At 74.3% G+C, this 15686-nt stretch carries 18 protein-coding genes; 4 read left to right on the plus strand and 14 right to left on the minus strand.

Annotated features, from left to right (window positions below; all coding sequences use genetic code 11):
• Window positions 1–17 precede the first annotated feature (17 nt).
• Entirely contained in the window at window positions 18–1241 is a 1224-nt protein-coding gene (locus ACK8N7_RS13660; protein WP_500442532.1) for a THUMP-like domain-containing protein, read from the plus strand.
• On the opposite strand, the gene ACK8N7_RS13665 is transcribed toward ACK8N7_RS13660, so the two are convergent.
• Complete coding sequence (locus ACK8N7_RS13665; RefSeq protein WP_403216601.1) at window positions 1159–1470, minus strand: hypothetical protein; 312 nt, start codon at window positions 1468–1470, stop codon at window positions 1159–1161. The two genes, ACK8N7_RS13660 and ACK8N7_RS13665, sit on opposite strands and share 83 nt — an antisense overlap.
• 54 nt (window positions 1471–1524) lie before the next feature.
• A complete protein-coding gene (locus tag ACK8N7_RS13670; RefSeq protein ID WP_403216599.1) occupies window positions 1525–1872 on the minus strand; it encodes a hypothetical protein in 348 nt (115 codons plus the stop codon).
• Window positions 1873–1978: 106 nt separating this feature from the next.
• Here ACK8N7_RS13670 and ACK8N7_RS13675 point away from each other — a divergent pair, with 106 nt between their 5' ends.
• Window positions 1979–3940: a serine/threonine-protein kinase gene (locus tag ACK8N7_RS13675; protein ID WP_403216598.1), complete on the plus strand. Its 1962-nt coding sequence runs from the start codon at window positions 1979–1981 to the stop codon at window positions 3938–3940.
• 86 nt (window positions 3941–4026) lie between these two features.
• Here the strand turns inward: ACK8N7_RS13675 and ACK8N7_RS13680 are convergent, their stop codons facing one another.
• Together ACK8N7_RS13680 and ACK8N7_RS13685 are read right to left on the minus strand one after the other, a co-directional pair.
• Window positions 4027–4491: a VOC family protein gene (locus tag ACK8N7_RS13680; protein ID WP_403216621.1), complete on the minus strand. Its 465-nt coding sequence runs from the start codon at window positions 4489–4491 to the stop codon at window positions 4027–4029.
• Between the two features lie 122 nt (window positions 4492–4613).
• The gene (locus ACK8N7_RS13685; RefSeq protein ID WP_403216596.1) at window positions 4614–6104 is read right to left on the minus strand and encodes an MFS transporter; all 1491 of its coding nucleotides are present in this window, start codon (window positions 6102–6104) and stop codon (window positions 4614–4616) included.
• 104 nt (window positions 6105–6208) lie between these two features.
• On the opposite strand from ACK8N7_RS13685, the gene ACK8N7_RS13690 reads away from it, so the two are divergent.
• The gene (locus tag ACK8N7_RS13690; RefSeq protein ID WP_500442536.1) at window positions 6209–6910 is read left to right on the plus strand and encodes a TetR/AcrR family transcriptional regulator; all 702 of its coding nucleotides are present in this window, start codon (window positions 6209–6211) and stop codon (window positions 6908–6910) included.
• Between the two features lie 45 nt (window positions 6911–6955).
• On the opposite strand, the gene ACK8N7_RS13695 is transcribed toward ACK8N7_RS13690, so the two are convergent.
• From ACK8N7_RS13695 to tsaB, 4 genes are read right to left on the minus strand one after another with little or no spacing between them, the layout of a single operon-like run.
• Window positions 6956–7225, minus strand: a complete 270-nt coding sequence (locus tag ACK8N7_RS13695; RefSeq protein WP_500442538.1) for a hypothetical protein — start codon at window positions 7223–7225, stop codon at window positions 6956–6958.
• A complete protein-coding gene (gene tsaD / locus ACK8N7_RS13700; RefSeq protein ID WP_403216590.1) occupies window positions 7222–8328 on the minus strand; it encodes a tRNA (adenosine(37)-N6)-threonylcarbamoyltransferase complex transferase subunit TsaD in 1107 nt (368 codons plus the stop codon). The genes ACK8N7_RS13695 and tsaD overlap by 4 nt, the downstream gene beginning before the upstream one ends.
• Complete coding sequence (rimI, locus tag ACK8N7_RS13705) at window positions 8328–8816, minus strand: ribosomal protein S18-alanine N-acetyltransferase (protein WP_358267192.1); 489 nt, start codon at window positions 8814–8816, stop codon at window positions 8328–8330. Before rimI ends, tsaD begins: the two co-directional genes overlap by 1 nt.
• Window positions 8817–8872: 56 nt before the next feature.
• A complete protein-coding gene (tsaB, locus tag ACK8N7_RS13710) occupies window positions 8873–9520 on the minus strand; it encodes a tRNA (adenosine(37)-N6)-threonylcarbamoyltransferase complex dimerization subunit type 1 TsaB (RefSeq protein ID WP_015610775.1) in 648 nt (215 codons plus the stop codon).
• Between the two features lie 228 nt (window positions 9521–9748).
• On the opposite strand from tsaB, the gene ACK8N7_RS13715 reads away from it, so the two are divergent.
• Window positions 9749–10303, plus strand: coding sequence for a hypothetical protein (locus tag ACK8N7_RS13715; RefSeq protein WP_500445744.1), 555 nt, complete (start codon window positions 9749–9751; stop codon window positions 10301–10303).
• Window positions 10304–10313: 10 nt separating this feature from the next.
• Here the strand turns inward: ACK8N7_RS13715 and ACK8N7_RS13720 are convergent, their stop codons facing one another.
• The 6 genes from ACK8N7_RS13720 to ACK8N7_RS13745 all read right to left on the minus strand — a co-directional run bounded on the left by ACK8N7_RS13720 (window position 10314) and on the right by ACK8N7_RS13745 (window position 15647).
• Entirely contained in the window at window positions 10314–10499 is a 186-nt protein-coding gene (locus tag ACK8N7_RS13720) for a hypothetical protein (RefSeq protein ID WP_401822893.1), read from the minus strand.
• A 142-nt stretch (window positions 10500–10641) separates the two neighbouring features.
• Window positions 10642–11187, minus strand: a complete 546-nt coding sequence (gene tsaE, locus ACK8N7_RS13725) for a tRNA (adenosine(37)-N6)-threonylcarbamoyltransferase complex ATPase subunit type 1 TsaE (RefSeq protein WP_500442540.1) — start codon at window positions 11185–11187, stop codon at window positions 10642–10644.
• The gene (locus tag ACK8N7_RS13730; protein WP_403216586.1) at window positions 11156–12397 is read right to left on the minus strand and encodes an alpha/beta fold hydrolase; all 1242 of its coding nucleotides are present in this window, start codon (window positions 12395–12397) and stop codon (window positions 11156–11158) included. The genes tsaE and ACK8N7_RS13730 overlap by 32 nt, the downstream gene beginning before the upstream one ends.
• Complete coding sequence (alr, locus tag ACK8N7_RS13735) at window positions 12394–13557, minus strand: alanine racemase (RefSeq protein ID WP_403216584.1); 1164 nt, start codon at window positions 13555–13557, stop codon at window positions 12394–12396. Before alr ends, ACK8N7_RS13730 begins: the two co-directional genes overlap by 4 nt.
• 201 nt (window positions 13558–13758) lie before the next feature.
• Window positions 13759–15213: an NAD(P)H-hydrate dehydratase gene (locus tag ACK8N7_RS13740; protein WP_500442542.1), complete on the minus strand. Its 1455-nt coding sequence runs from the start codon at window positions 15211–15213 to the stop codon at window positions 13759–13761.
• A 65-nt stretch (window positions 15214–15278) separates the two neighbouring features.
• Window positions 15279–15647, minus strand: coding sequence for a holo-ACP synthase (locus tag ACK8N7_RS13745; protein ID WP_015610767.1), 369 nt, complete (start codon window positions 15645–15647; stop codon window positions 15279–15281).
• Window positions 15648–15686 lie beyond the last annotated feature (39 nt).

The raw sequence follows: 15686 nt of genomic DNA on the forward strand, positions 1-15686 counted from the left end.
TCTGCGCACCGGCCACAATGGGCCGGGTGAACGCATCGACCCCCGCCACCCCGGCCGACGACCCCGCCCGCGCCGCCTTCGCCGCCCTGCGCACCCCCGAGGGCGAGCACCTGCTGGCCGAGCTGCGCGACCACGACCCCGCCGAGGAACTGGCCACCGCGACCCGGCTGCGCCGCACGCACCCGGCGGAGCTGGTGTCGGCCGCCCTGGGCCAGGCCCGGCTGCGGCAGCGGGCGGTGGCGAAGTTCGGGTCCGAGGACGCGTACCGCATGTACTTCACGCCCAACGGCGTCGAGCAGGCCACCCGCACCTCGGTCGCCACCCACCGCGCCGCCCGGTTCGCCGCGCTCGGCGTGCGGAGCGTCGCGGACCTGTGCTGCGGCATCGGCGGCGACGCCATCGCGCTGGCCCGCGCCGGGATCGCCGTCCTCGCCGTGGACCGCGACCCGCTCACCGCCGAGGTGGCCCGCGCCAACGCCGAGGCGCTCGGTCTTGCCGCGCTGATCGAGGTGCGGTGCGCCGACGTCACGGAGATCGACACCACTCCGTACGACGCCGTCTTCGTGGACCCGGCCCGGCGCGGCGGCCGGGGCAGGATCTTCGACCCGGAGGCGTACTCACCACCGCTGTCCTGGGCGACGGCCGCCGCGCTCAAGGCGCCCCGGGCCGCGCTGAAGATCGCCCCGGGCATCCCGCACGAGGCGATCGGGCCGGAGGCCGAGGCGGAGTGGATCTCCGACGGGGGCGATGTGAAGGAGGCGGTGCTCTGGTACGGCGACGGCTTCGCGCCCGGTTCGTTCCGGGCCACCCTGCTGCCGTCCGGGGCCACCCTCACCGCCCCGGCCCCGCTGCCCGCCCCGCCGGTGGGCCCGGTCGGGCGCTATCTGTACGAGCCGGACGGCGCGGTGATCCGGGCCCATCTGGTCGCCGACATCGTGGAGCGGTGCGGCGGGCGACTGGTGGACGAGACGATCGCGTACGTCACGAGCGATATGCCGTACTCCTCCCCGTACGTCGCCGGGTACGAGATCACCGACCGGCTGCCGTTCGGCCTGAAGAAGCTGAAGGCGCTGCTGCGGGAGCGCGGGGTGGGCGTGCTGACCGTCAAGAAGCGCGGCTCGGCGGTCGAACCGGAGGAGCTGCGCCGCCGGATGAAGCTCAGCGGCCCGAACTCGGCGACGGTGTTCCTGACCCGGGTCGCCGGGGCGCCGACGATGCTGATCGGCCACCCGCTGGGGTGAGCCGGTCCGCAGCGGGCGCGGTCAGGACGCGCAGCACCCAGCGGCGGTGCGCCAACGCCTTGACGGCGCCGATGAGTCCGGTGAGCCAGGCGGCCATGCCCAGGCCCATGACCAGGGCGACCGTGCCGTACGTGTCGTCGCCGGGCCGGGCGCTCGCCGGGCCGACAACGCAGAGCGCCAGCCCCGTCGCGCCCAGGACGAACGACAGCAGCAGCCACACCAGGCTCACCCCGGGCAGCCGCAGTTCCCGGTCGCGCTCCGGGTCGCGGTCCAGCGCACCCCACTACACGAGCAGCGCGCGGACCTTCCGGTCGCGGGCGACGTAGAGGCAGACGAAGGCGATGCCCGGCACCATCGCCCCCACCCCGAGGAGCAGGGACAGGAGTCCGGCCAGCCCGCCGAAGACGTCCTGCGCCTGCTCGAACACGACGAACGCCGACCCCGCCAGCAGCCAGCCGAACGCGGCCAGCCCGGCCCACATCACCAGCACGCCGAACCGCCCCGGCCCCACATGCATCCGCACCAGTACGCCCAGGATCAGCGCCCGGTCGGTGAGCATCGCCTCGCGGTCGGGCCAGGACCTGATCTCCACGGGCGGCGGGGGCGGCGGCAGCAAGGGGCGGCGTTGCATGTAACCGGACACTACCGACCGCCGGAACGCTCCGCCGGAGCAGCCCTGTTGCGGATACAGTACGGCTCGTTTCAGGACAACAGGCGCCGTCGGGGGAAGCAACACGATGACCAGTCAGCAGCAGGGCCGCGAAGGGGTTTTCCAGCCGCTGGAGGAGAGCGATCCGCGGACGGTGGCCGGTTACCGGCTGACCGCGAAGCTCGGCTCCGGCGGGATGGGCAAGGTCTACCTCTCGTACACCCCCGGCGGGCGGCCCGTCGCCATCAAGGTGATCCGGCCGGACTTCAGCGAGGACGCCGAGTTCCGCCGCCGCTTCCAGCAGGAGGTGCAGGCCGCCCAGCGGGTCCAGGGCCTGTACACGGCACCGGTCATCGACAGTGACACCGAGAGCGCGCAGCAGTGGCTCGCCACCGCCTATGTGCCGGGCCCGTCCCTCGCCGCGGCGGTCGCCGAGCACGGACCGCTGCCGGTCCCCGCGATCCTGCTGCTCATCGCGGGCATGGCCGAGGCGCTCCACGTGATCCACGGGGCGGGCATCGTCCACCGCGACCTCAAGCCGTCCAACGTGCTGCTGGCGGCCGACGGGCCGAGGGTGATCGACTTCGGCATCGCCCGGGCCGCCGACGCGACCTCGCTCACCGGCAGCGGGGTCACCGTCGGGACCCCGGCGTTCATGGCCCCGGAGCAGGCGGCGGGCAGGGCGGTGACGGCGGCGACCGACATCTTCGCCCTCGGGCAGGTCGCCTCCTACGCCTCGACCGGCGCGCCCGCCTTCGGCGAGGGCACCTCGCACGGGGTGCTGTACCGGATCGTGCACGAGGAGCCGGATCTGACGGGGGTTCCGGAGGAGCTGCGGGAGCTGGTCACCCGCTGCCTGGCCAAGTCCCCCGAGGACCGGCCCTCGGTGGCCGAGGTCATCGACATGTGCCGCAACGCCAACAGCGAGACGCAGTTGCGCCGCCCGGAGGACTGGCTGCCGGGCGCGGTGGCCGCCGACATCACCGTACGGGCGGCCGCGCCCGCCCCCGACCGCACCCCGCCGCCTCCGGCCGCCCCGCCCACGGCCCCGCTCACCGCGCCCGGGACGCCCCCGGCGACCGCGCCGGTGACGGTGGCCCAGCAGCCGCCTGCCGTGCCCGCACCGGCCGCGTCCGCCGCCCCGCCCGGGACCCACCAGCAGCCCACCGGGCCGGCGAACCCGGCGCCCGGTGCGTACGGGTACCCGACGCAGCCGCAGGGCGCGTACGGCTACCCGGCGCACGCGGGGCCCGCGCAGCAGCAGCCCGGCCCGTACGGCTACCCGCAGACGGGCTCGCCCGCCGGGGGTTACGCCACCGGCGGCTACCCGACGGCGTACCCGCCCACCGGCCAGCAGCCCCACCAGCCCCCGCAGCCGCACCAGACCCACCAGACGCCCGCGCCGGAGAAGCCGAAGAAGAAGCGCACCGGCCTCTTCGTCACGATCGCCGTCGTCACCGCCCTCCTCGTCGGCGCCGGCGGCGGGTACGCGCTGTTCGGCCCCAAGGGCGGCACGGACAGCGGCAACGACCGGAAGCAGGAGCAGAACCAGGCGGGCGACACCGCGAAGCCGCAGAAGAAGGAGCCCGCCGTGAGCACCCCGTCGGCCGGTGCCGAGGTGCCGGACGACGACGAGGGAAGCGGCGCCGCACCGCTGCCGGACCCCGAGCCGGTCCCGTACAAGTCCATCGATCTGACCGGCGGTTACCACCTGTCGTTCGCGGACAGCACGGACAGCCCGCTCAACGGCAGCGGCAGCGGTGACTTCTCGTACAGCTCGGTCAGCGATGTGGTGCGCACGGACGGGTCGATGGTGCTGCTGAACCCGGGGCAGCAGGGCGACCTCCGGACCTGCCGGTCCGAGACCCGGTTCTCCACGGAGCTGGAACTGGACCGGCTGGTGCGGGGCACCCAGATCTGTGTCCGTACGGAGAACGGGCACCTGGGCCTGATCGTCGTGCGCGCCCTGCCGACGGAGAACGCGGCGAGCAACTACATGACGCTGGACGTGACCGTGTGGCGCAACGCGATCGCGGTCGAGGAGTCGTAGCCCGGCACCGCAGAGGGGCCGAGGAGCAATGACCCGGTGACACCGGGAGGCACGGCTCAGGCGTCCCGGTGACACCGGGAGAGGGCTCAGGCGTCCCGGAGCGCCTGGATGTCCAGCTTGCCCATGGAGAGCATCGCCTTCATCGTCCGCTCCGCCTTCGCCGGGTCCGGGTCGGCCAGCAGCCGGGGCAGCTCGTTGGGGACGATCTGCCAGGAGACGCCGTACCTGTCCTTGAGCCAGCCGCACTGGCTCTCCTCGCCGCCCTCCGAGAGCGCGGTCCAGAGCCGGTCCACCTCGGCCTGGTCGGCGCAGTCCACGGCGAGGGAGATGGCCTCGGTGAACGGGAACTGGGGGCCGCCGTTGAGCCCCATGTACTCCTGGCCCGCCAGGCTGAAGGTGACGGTGAGGACCGAGCCCGTCTCACCGGGGGCGGCTTCGCCGTAGTAGCTGACGTCCAGGATGCGGGAGTCGCCGCCGAAGATCGCGACGTAGTGCTCGGCCGCCTCCTTCGCCGTGCCGTCGTACCAGAGACAGGGGGTGATCTTCTGCATGGTCGTCGTCTCCTCTTCGGGCCGCCCCGCGTCCGGACCGGCCGGTCCGGACGTCATGGGCCTCGTGGCCGTCGCGGGCCTCGCGGGCCCCGTGGAAGGTAGACCGGCCCGGGCGCCCGGACTCATCGGCCGGCGGCGTCCTCCTCATGCTCCGCCGCGTCCGGCCGGGAGGCCACCGGACCCGGACCGCCGGAGGCCCGGCGCTCCCCCGGCAGCAGGGCGTACGCCGCCAGTGCGGCGGCCGCCAGGAGCCCGGCCGCGACCCAGAACGCGGCCGCGTACCCCGAGGACAGGTCGGCGACCCCGGTGGCACCACCCGTGACCTGGGCGGCGACGGTGACCAGGACCGCGAGGCCGAGCGAACCGCCGACCTGGCGGGAGCTGTTGAGCAGCCCGGACGCCATGCCGGTCTCGCCGGGCACCACGTCGGTGGTGGCCGCCGTGCCGAGCGGGACGAAGCAGAGGCCGATGCCCAGGGAGCAGAGGAGCGACGGGCCGAGGATCGAGGTGAGGAAGGAGCCCTCGACCGTGGCGGTCGCCGCGAACCAGGCCATCCCGAGCGCCGCGAGCGTGCCGCCCACCGCCATCAGCCGCCGGATCCCGAGCACCGCGACCGCTCGGGTGGCGAGGATCGAGCCCGCGACGACGCCCACGCAGAACGGCAGGAACGCGAAACCGGCGGCGGTCGGCCCGTACCCCAGGACCAGCTGCATGTAGAGCGAGACGAAGTAGAACGCGCCGAACTGGGCCGAGGCCAGCAGCAGGCAGAACAGGTTGGCGGTGAGCACCGGCCGCTGCCTCAGCAGTCCGGGGCGCAGCAGGGGCGATGCCGTACGGAGTTCGACGGCGACGAAGGCGGCCAGCAGTATCACCGCCGCGCCCAGGGTGGCCGCCGTGGTGGCCGAGGACCAGCCGTCGCCCGAGGCCCGCACCAGTCCGAGGACCAGCAGTGTGGTCCCGCCCGTCGCGAGGAGCGCCCCGGCGATGTCCAGCCGCGCGCCGGCCCGGCGCTGCCCGCCGACGGGTCCGGTGCGCGCGGCGGCGGCCAGGGCGAAGGCCACGATCGGCACGTTGACCAGCATCACGGACCGCCAGCCCGCCGCGTCGGTGAGCACGCCGCCCGCCAGCACCCCGACCGCGCCGCCCGCCGCGCCCGCCATGCCCCACAGCCCGAGCGCGCGGGAGCGGGCGGGCCCGGCCGGGAAGGCCAGGGTGATCAGGGCGAACGCCACCGGGGCGAGGACGGCCGCGCCGACGCCCTGGACGGCCCGTGCCGCGACCAGCGAACCGGGTGACCAGGCGAGGCCGCCGGCCAGGCTGGCCAGGCCGAAGAGGACCAGGCCTGCCGTGAGGACGCGGCGGGGTCCGGCCAGGTCGGCGAGGCGGCCGCCGAGCATGAGGAGCCCGCCGAAGGCGAGGGCGTACGCGTTCACGACCCAGAGCAGCCCGTCCCGGCCGAAGCCGAGGTCGCTGCGGATGTCGGGCAGCGCGACGTTCACCACGGACATGTCCAGCGACACCAGGAACTGCACGGTGAGCGCCACCACCAGCAGCCACCGCGCATGCCGCGCCGTCCCGTCCGTCTCCGACCCGCCTGCCACCTTGCCGTCCATGACGCGCCCTCCCCTTCGCCACCCTCGATCAGAGAATTACCATACACGTATAGAAAATAAACCCGCCGTGCACGGAACAGGACCCGGAAGGGGAGAATGCCCAGGTGTCAGGCAGCGAGAAGACCGAGAAGACAGAGAAGACCGGGCGGAAGAAGAAACCGGTGGGCCGCCCCCGCAGGCTGGACCCGGACGTGATGGTCGCCACCGCGCGGCGCATCGTCGAGGAGGAGGGCGTGGCGGCCCTGTCCATGCGTCGGGTGGCGAAGGAGCTGGGCAGCACGCCGATGGCGCTCTACCACTACGTGCAGGACAAGGACGAGCTGCTGATGCTCACCCTCTCCGGCACCGCGGCCGCCTTCCCGCGCCCGGAGCTGCCCGAGGACCCGCGCGAGCGGCTGGTGGCGGTGGCCGTGCACATGCACGACATCATCGGCAAGATCCCCTGGGTGCTGGACATCCTGGCGCTGGGCGAGCTGACCGACCGGAACGCGCTGTGGATGGTGGAGGAGATCATCGACTGCTCCCTGGCCTGCGGCCTCTCCCCCGCGCGCTCGGTGCGCGCGTACCGGACGATCTGGAGTTACGTCTACGGCGACCTGGTCTTCCGCAGGGCGGCGGCCCGCCGGGCGGAGCAGCCCTCCCGCCGGGAGTTCTTCCCCGAGATGATCACGGAGAAGGACACGGCGGAGCTGCCCCGGCTCACCGAGGTGAAGGAGCACTGGCGGGAGTACGCCGCCGACTACGAGACCGCCGCCGAGCTGGACGCGATCGTGGAGGGGCTGATCAGCCGGGGGGCGAGAGGCTGATCAGCCGGGGGTACGCGAGGCTGACGGGCGCCGAGGAGTCGCTGCTCACCCCACAGCCTCGAACCGCCACCGGTGCACCGGCCGGGTGATCAGGGCGGCGTCGGGCTCGGGGAGTTCGGGGAGGTCGTCGGCGTACGCCGCCTCCTCCCACCACGTCATGACCAGCACCCGGTCCTGCGGGGCGCGCAGCAGTTCGCGGCGGACCGGTTCGCGCGACAGCTCGGCGGACCGCGCCCGGGCCCACTCCAGGAGTTCGGCGCCGCGGCCCTCCACCGCGCGGGCCTCCCACATCAGGACGATGGTCGCGGCGCTCATGAGTAGAGGTTGTCCTTGCTGATCTCGTGCACGTGGTCGTGGTCGTGGGAATGATCCGCCCCCGGCACGTGCGGTTCCGTCACCGGCAGCGACGAGTCCGCCGACAGCTCCAGGTCGGAGGGGCGCCGGTTGCGGGCGACCATCTCCGCGCCGAGCGCCGCGACCATCGCCCCGTTGTCCGTGCAGAGGCCGGGACGCGGCACCCGCAGCCGGATACCGGCCCGCTCGCAGCGCTCCTGGGCCAGGGCGCGCAGCCGGGAGTTGGCGGCCACCCCGCCGCCGATCATCAGGTGGTCGACACCCTCGTCCTTGCAGGCCCGGACCGCCTTCCGGGTGAGCACGTCCACCACTGCCTCCTGGAAGGACGCCGCCACATCCCGTACGGGCACCTCCTCGCCCGCCGCGCGCTTCGCCTCGATCCAGCGGGCGACCGAGGTCTTCAGGCCGGAGAAGGAGAAGTCGTACGGGGCGTCGCGCGGGCCGGTCAGGCCGCGGGGGAAGGCGATGGACTTCGGGTCGCCCTCCTTCGCGAGGCGGTCGATGACCGGGCCGCCGGGGAAGCCGAGGTTCAGCACCCGGGCGATCTTGTCGAACGCCTCGCCCGCCGCGTCGTCGATGGTCGCGCCGAGCGGCCGGACGTCGCTGGTGATGTCGGGGGCCAGCAGGAGGGAGGAGTGGCCGCCGCTGACCAGGAGCGCCATGGTCGGCTCGGGCAGCGGGCCGTGCTCCAGCTGGTCGACGCAGATGTGCGAGGCGAGGTGGTTGACCCCGTAGAGCGGCTTGTTCAGGGCGTACGCGTACGCCTTCGCGGCCGAGACGCCGACGAGCAGGGCGCCCGCGAGCCCGGGGCCCGAGGTGACCGCGATCCCGTCGAGGTCGCGGGCGCTGATCCCGGCCTCCTTCAGGGCGCGTTCGATGGTGGGGACCATCGCCTCCAGGTGGGCGCGGGAGGCGATCTCCGGGACGACGCCGCCGTAGCGGGCGTGGGTGTCGACGCTGGAGGCGACGGCGTCCGCGAGCAGGGTCGTCCCGCGCACGATGCCGACGCCGGTCTCGTCGCAGGAGGTCTCGATGCCGAGTACGAGGGGTTCGTCGGCAGCCATCATTCAGTCCCGGTCTCTGGTGCGTGCTCGTGCACTGCTTCTTCTTGCATGGTGAGGCGCATGACCAGGGCGTCGATGTTCCCCGGCTGGTAGTAGCCGCGCCGGAAGCCGATGGGCTCGAAGCCGAACCGCTCGTACAGCTTCTGCGCGCGGGCGTTGTCGACCCGGACCTCCAGGAGCACGGTGGCGCACTCGAAGGCGGTCGCGGCCTTCAGCAGGTCGGTGAGGAGTTCGGAGCCGAGTCCGGTGCCCCAGGCCTCGCGGCTGACCGCGATGGTCTGGACGTCGGAGAGGTCACCGAGGGCGGCCAGCCCGGCGTACCCGGTGATCCGGCCGGTGGCCGGGTCCTCGGCGACGACGTAGTGGCGGGTGGCGCCGGGGCCGCGGGCGTGGGCCAGCTCGGACCAGAACATGCCGGGCGACCAGGCGTCGTCCGGGAAGAGAGCGTGCTCCAGCTCCAGGACGGGTTCGATGTCCCACCAGCGCATCTCGCGCAGGACGGCCGTGCCGGCCGTGGTCGCGGTGGTCGCCGTGTTCGCAGCGCTCACTTCGGGGTGACCACCTTGTAGTTCTTCGGGACCTGCGCGTCGGGCCGGCGCAGATAGAGCGGCTGGGGCTCCAGCAGCTCCTGCCCGGCGGCGAGCCGTTCGGCGGCGAGTGCGGCGAGCGCCCCGGCGGCGACGTGCTCGGGACCGCGCGCGTCCGGGAAGGCCTCGGGGTAGAGCACCGCGCCCGCGCCGACCACGGGCAGCCCCGCCAGCTCGGCGGCGATGTCGGCGGGCCGGTCGACGGCGGGGTCGCCCGTACGGGTGCGGGCGTCCTCGTACCGCGCCCAGTAGACCTCCTTGCGGCGGGCGTCCGTCGCCACGGCGAAGGGCCCTTCCAGGCCGCCCTGCCCGGCGGCGTACGCGAGTCCGTCCAGGGTGCAGAGGCCGTGCACGGGTACGGAGAGGGCGGAGCCGAAGGTGGCGGCGGTGACCAGGCCGACCCGCAGCCCGGTGTAGGGGCCGGGGCCGACGCCCACGACCACGCCAGTCACGGCGTCGAGCTTCACCCCGGCCTCGGCGAGGACCCGGTCGACGGCCGGCAGCAGCAGTTCACCGTGCCTGCGGGCGTCGACCTGGCCGGAGGAGGCGATGACGGACGCACCGTCGTGCAGGGCGACGGTGACGGCGGGCGTGGCGGTATCCATGGCGAGCAAGAGCACGCAAACAGCCTACGGCTCCGCCGACGGCGGTACGGCGTCCGTACGGCGTCCCGGCCTGCCCGCCCCCTGCTGCTACCGTCACCGGATATCCGCGGGTACGACGTAAACGCTTGTACGACAACGCCCCTACGGCGCTTGTACGACAACGTTTGTACGACATGCGGCAGACGGCAGGCGAAAGGGGAGTTCACGGTGGCAAGGGGAAGCTCGGGAATGGTGGCCGGGCTCACTGCGGCGGCGGTCGTCGTGGTCGCCGTTCTCGCCTACCAGGCATCGGCGAGCGCGCCCGATTCGGTGGCGTCGTCCTCCTCCGCCACCCCGAAGGCCTCGGCCTCGGCCTCCGCCTCCGCCCAGCCCTCCGCGAAGCCGAAGCCCACGAAGGACCCCCTCGCGGTCCCGGCGGGCTCGGACACCGGTGAGCGCGTCGTCTACGCGCTGAAGGACCGGCGGGTGTGGCTGGTGGACGGGAACGACAAGGCGCTCCGCACGTTCACCGTGATGCCGAGCCCGGTGAACCCGCCGCCCGGCGTCTACCAGGTCACCTCGCGCTCGGGCACGGTCCAGGGCTCCGACGGTGTGCCCATCGAGCACGTGGTGCGCTTCGCCAACGTCGGCGAGGTCGCGGTGGGCTTCAGCGCGGCGCAGGACGGGTCGATGGAGGCCCCCGACCCGGGGTCGAAGACCGGCGGCGTACGGATGAAGCGGGCGGACGGCAACGCGATGTGGACCTTCGCGACGGTCGGCGCCAAGGTGGTCGTCGTCCCGTAGGGCTCCTGCCCTACGCCGCCCGGCGCCGCACAGCGCGCTCGTCACCGGTCTCTTCGTCCCCGTCGGCCGGCTCCGGCTCGCTCGGTGGGGTGGAGACCGCGGTGGCCGCCGCGCCCGCGGCCAGCAGGTCCTTCATGGACAGGGCGGACGGCGTCGGCTGCTGCCGCGGCTGCTCCGCACGCTCGGGCGTCGGCATGGATGCCTCCTGGGGGCTCCGGTGGAGGTCGTGGTTAGGTAGACCTAACCAGGTCTCGTACCCATGTGACCACGACCACGGTCCCGTGCGCAACAATTTACCGACAGTCCGTCGGGAAGGCGACCTCCGCGTCACGTCCCGGCTACACCAGGTCCTCGCGCAGCCCCTTCCAGCGCCCCCCGATGCCCACCAGGGTGACCTCGCGCCGCTCGTCGTCCGTGTCGCCGGTCGCCCGGTCGATGAGGACCCGCAGCCGGTCGTCGGAGAGCTCCTCCACCTTGCCGTCGCCCCACTCCACGACCACCACCGACTCCGGCAGCGACACATCGAGGTCCAGGTCCTCCATCTCGTCGAGGCCGCCGCCGAGGCGGTACGCGTCGACGTGGACCAGGGCCGGACCGCCGACCAGCGAGGGGTGGACGCGGGCGATGACGAAGGTGGGCGAGGTGACCGCGCCGCGCACTCCGAGACCCTCGCCGAGGCCCCGGGTCAGCGTCGTCTTCCCGGCGCCCAGCTCGCCCGTGAGCATGACCAGGTCGCCGGGGGCCAGGACCCGGGCGAGGCGGCGGCCCAGGTCCTGCATCTGTTCGGGGGACTCGACGGTGATCGTCACGGTGACGGCCTCGGGGAGGTCCGTGGGGGCTCCCGGAGCGGTCTCAGCGGCCGGGCTGCTGTGCGGTGCTTCCATGCTCGCCAACGTTAGCGGCAGCCACCGCTCCGCTGCGTACGAGCAGGTCGGCCAGCCGGTCGGTGACCGTCTCCGGGTGCTCCAGCATCACCAGGTGCCCGGCGTCCGGCACCAGGATCAGCTCGGCGTCCGGCAGTACGTCGGCGATGGCCTCGCTGTGCGAGCTGGGGGTGACCAGGTCCTTCTCCCCGGCCAGGATCAGCACGGGCACGTCCCGGAACGCGGGCAGCGCACCGCTCTTGTCGTGCTCGGTGAAGGCCGGGTAGAACTCGGCGACCACGTCGATCGGGGTCGATTCGATCAGCCGCTCCGCGAACCGGGCGACCGCCGGGTCCACGTCCCGCGAGCTGAACGAGTACCGCTTGATCAGCCCGGCGAAGAGGTCGGCCGTGGCCCGGCGCCCCTTCTCCACCAGCTCCGCCTGCGAACCCAGCGCCCGCAGCACCCCGGGCAGCACCCGGCGCACCGCGTTCACGCCGGCCACCGGCAGCCCGAAGTTCACCTCGCCGAGCTTGCCGCCGGAGGTGCCGACGAAGGCGACGGCGGCGACCCGGTCGCGGATCAGGGCCGGGTACTGGTCGGCCAGCGCCATCATCGTCATGCCGCCCATGGAGTGGCCGACGAGCACGATCCGCCCCTCGGGGGCCGCCGCGTCGATGACGGCCTTCAGGTCGCGGCCGAGCTGGTCGATGCCGACCGGCACCCCGTCCGCCTGGGCCCGGCCGCGCTCGGAGCGGCCGTGGCTGCGCTGGTCCCAGTAGACGGCGCGGACGAGGCCGCGCAGGGCGGCGCGCTGGAAGTGCCAGGAGTCCTGGCCGAGGCAGTAGCCGTGGCTGAAGACGACGGTGACGGGGGCCGGGGCCTTGCGCCCGAAGAGCCGGCGACGGCGCGGGCCGTCGGAACCGGCTCCGTCGGCCGCCTGCGCGGGCTCCACCTCGTCGACCTCGTAGTACAGCTCGGTCCCGTCGTCGGCGAGGGCCCGGCCCGGCGTCCCGCGCAGCGAGCCGTAGGGCCCGGTCGCGTCCAGCGCGAGGCGGGCCTTCTTGCGCATCCCGCGCCCGACGGTGAGCCGCTCGACGGCGACCCCGGCCGCCGCACCGGCGGCGAGCACTCCTATCGCGGCCCCGGCCACGCCCGCCCGGCGCCAGCCGGCCGCTGTCGTGGCGGCGGCCGCCACGATGTCCCCCGCCCCCGCACTGCTCTCGCTCACCGTGCCGCGCTCCCCGTCGGATCGGCTGTCCCGTTCACGTACACCCTCGGTACCCGGGCCCCGATCCGGGTGACGATCTCGTACCCGATCGTGTCGGCGGCCACCGCCCAGTCCTCGACGCCCGGCTCGCCCCGGTCGCCCGGTCCGAACAGCACCGCCTCCGCGCCCGGTTCGGGCCGGTCGCCGCCGAGGTCGACGACGAACTGGTCCATGGCGACGCGGCCCGCCGCCGTACGGACCTTGCCGCCGACCAGGACGGGGCCCCTGCCCGAGGCGTGGCGCGGGATGCCGTCCGCGTAGCCGACGGGGATCAGGCCGAGCGTGGTCTCGGCGGGCGTGGCGTAGTGGTGGCCGTAGCTGACTCCGTGTCCGGCCGGGACGTCCTTGACCAGGGCGACGGCGGCGGTGAGCGTCATCACCGGGCGCAGGCCCAGCTCGGCGGGGGTGCCCAGCTCGGGGGCGGGCGAGATGCCGTAGATCGCGATGCCGGTCCGTACGAGGTCGAAGTGGGCCTCGGGGAGGGTGAGCGTGGCCGGGGAGTTGGCCAGGTGGCGCACCTCCGGCTCGACGCCCTCCTTCTCGGCGTAGGCGACCATGTCCCGGAACACGGAGAGCTGGGCGGCGATCGAGGGGTGGCCGGGCTCGTCGGCGCAGGCGAAGTGGGACCAGAGGCCGGTGATCCGGATCGTGCCCGCCCGCTCGGCGGCGCGGGCCTCGGCGACGAGTTCCGGCCAGTCGGCGGGCTGGCAGCCGTTGCGGCCGAGGCCGGTGTCGGCCTTGAGCTGGACGCGGGCCGGGCGGTCGGCCCCGGCCGCGACGATCTCGCGCAGGGCCCACATGGCGCTGACCGACACATCGATGTCGGCCTCGATCGCCTCGCGCCAGGGGCCGCCCGGTGTCCAGAGCCAGCACATGATCCGGCCGTCGAGACCGGCGGCCCGCAGGGCGAGGGCCTCGTGCGGGGTCGCGGTGCCCAGCCAGGTCGCCCCGGCCTCGCGCGCGGCCAGGGCGCAGGGCACGGCCCCATGGCCGTACCCGTCGGACTTCACCACGGCCATGAGCTGTGCCCCGGCCGCGCGCTCGCGCAGGGCGCGCACATTGGCGCGCAGCGCGGCGAGGTCGATCTCGGCACGGGCTCTCAGGGACGCTGTCTCGTTCATCGCGTTCAGTGTCTCAGAGGCGTCTGCCGCCTCCCCGGCAGCGCACGCCGGCAGGCAGGCCTATGTACGTTTCATCACATGCCGCGACCAGGACGCGGGTGCCGTCGCCGTCCTCGGCCGGGTCGTAGACCCTTCGTACGCGTACGGGTTCGGTCACCGCCTGGACCGCCCTTCTGCCGGGGCTTCCACGATGGCCCTCGCTCACCCCGCCCGCACGTCGCGCCAGGCCGCCGGGATGCCGTCCGCGACGTCCTGTGCGGAGACCGGGGCCCCGCCGGAGCCGTGCCGGGCGGCGAGTCCGTGCAGGTACGCGCCGACGGACGCGGCGTCGCGCGGTGCGAGCCCGGCCGCCAGCAGGGACCCGGTCAGCCCGGACAGCACATCGCCGCTGCCCGCCGTGGCGAGCCAGGCGGTCCCGGTCGGGTTGACCCGTACGGGGGTGTCCCGGGCCTCCGCGACGAGAGTCGTGGACCCCTTCAGGAGCACGGTGGCGCGGTAGCGGGCGGCCAGCTCCCGTACGGCGGCGAGCCGCCCGGCCTCCACCTCCTCGCGCGCCACGCCGAGCAGGGCGGCGGCCTCCCCGGCGTGCGGGGTCAGGACGGTGGCGGCGGTCCGGGTCCGTACGGTCTCCGCGTCCAGCAGCCGCAGCCCGTCCGCGTCGACCAGTACGGGGACGTCGGCGCCGAGCACGTCGGCGACGGCCTCCTCCGCCCACCTGCCGTCCCCGAGACCGGGCCCGACCACCCAGGCCTGCACCCGCCCGGCCTTCGACGGCGGCCCGGCGTGCACCAGCGCCTCCGGGAAGCGGGCGATCACGGCGCCCGCGCCGGGGCCGACGTACCGCACCGCCCCCGCCCCGCCGCGCAGCGCGCCCGCGACCGCGAGGACCGCCGCGCCCGGGTAGCGCTCGGACCCGGCGACGAGGCCGACGACACCCCGGCTGTACTTGTCGCTCTCGCCGCCCGGCACCGGCAGCAGCGCCGCCACGTCCGCGTACTGGAGCGCCTCCAGGTCCGGCGGCTCCGGCAGCTCCGGGCCGAGCCCGATGTCCACCAGCCGCAGGGCGCCCGCGTGTTCGGCGGCCGGGTCGATCAGGTGGCCCGGCTTGTACGTGCCGAAGGTGACGGTCGCATCGGCCTTCACGGCTTCGCCGTGCACCTCCCCGCTGTCGGCCTCCACCCCGCTGGGCAGGTCGACGGCGATGACGGGCGTACGGTCCCGGTCCCGGGTCACCGCCCGCAGCAGCGCGACGGCGTCCTCGCGGAGCCCTCCGCGCCCGCCGATCCCGGTGATGCCGTCCACGACGAGATCGAGCGCGCCGAGCCCGTCCGCTCCTTCGGCCACCTGTCCCCCGGCGGCCAGGAACGCGGCGAGGCCACCCGCGTGCGCTCGGCCGGGCGAGAGGAGGAGGGCGCGCACCGCGGCGCCCCGGCGGGCGAGGCGCGCGCCGGCGTACAGGGCGTCGCCCCCGTTGTCGCCGCTGCCGACCAGGAGCAGGACCCGGGACCCGTACACCCGGCCGTTGCGCCGCAGCAGATCACCGCAGGCCACGGCGAGGCCGGCGGCGGCGCGCTGCATCAGGGCGCCTTCCGGCACCCGCTTCATGAGGGCGGCCTCGGCGGCCCGTACGGTCTCCACGCTGTAGGCACGTCGCATAGGACCAACCCTGGGCGATCACGGGACCGAACGCCACCCCCGCCGGGCCGCACGAGGCGCGGGCCTCACCCCTCCGCGATCACCACCGCCGACGCCACCCCCGCGTCATGGCTGAGCGAGACGTGCCAGCCGCGCACGCCCAGTTCGGCCGCGCGGGCGGCCACCGTGCCGCTCACCCGCAGGCGGGGCTGCCCGCTCTCCTCCACCCAGACCTCGGCGTCGCTCCACAGCAGCCCGCCCGGCGCCCCGAGCGCCTTGGCCAGGGCCTCCTTCGCGGCGAACCGGGCGGCGAGCGAGGCGATTCCGCGCCGCTCGCCGCTGGGCAGCGTCAGCTCACTCGCGACGAAGAGACGGTCGGCCAGCTGGGGCGTACGCTCCAGCGCGGCGCCGAACCGCTCGATCTCGGCCACGTCGATCCCGACTCCGATGATCACGAACCCACCCTCGCCATCCCCATCACCCGGGGCGCGCGC

The organism is Streptomyces griseobrunneus (assembly GCF_046713465.1).
Classification (GTDB): Bacteria; Actinomycetota; Actinomycetes; order Streptomycetales; family Streptomycetaceae; genus Streptomyces; species Streptomyces microflavus.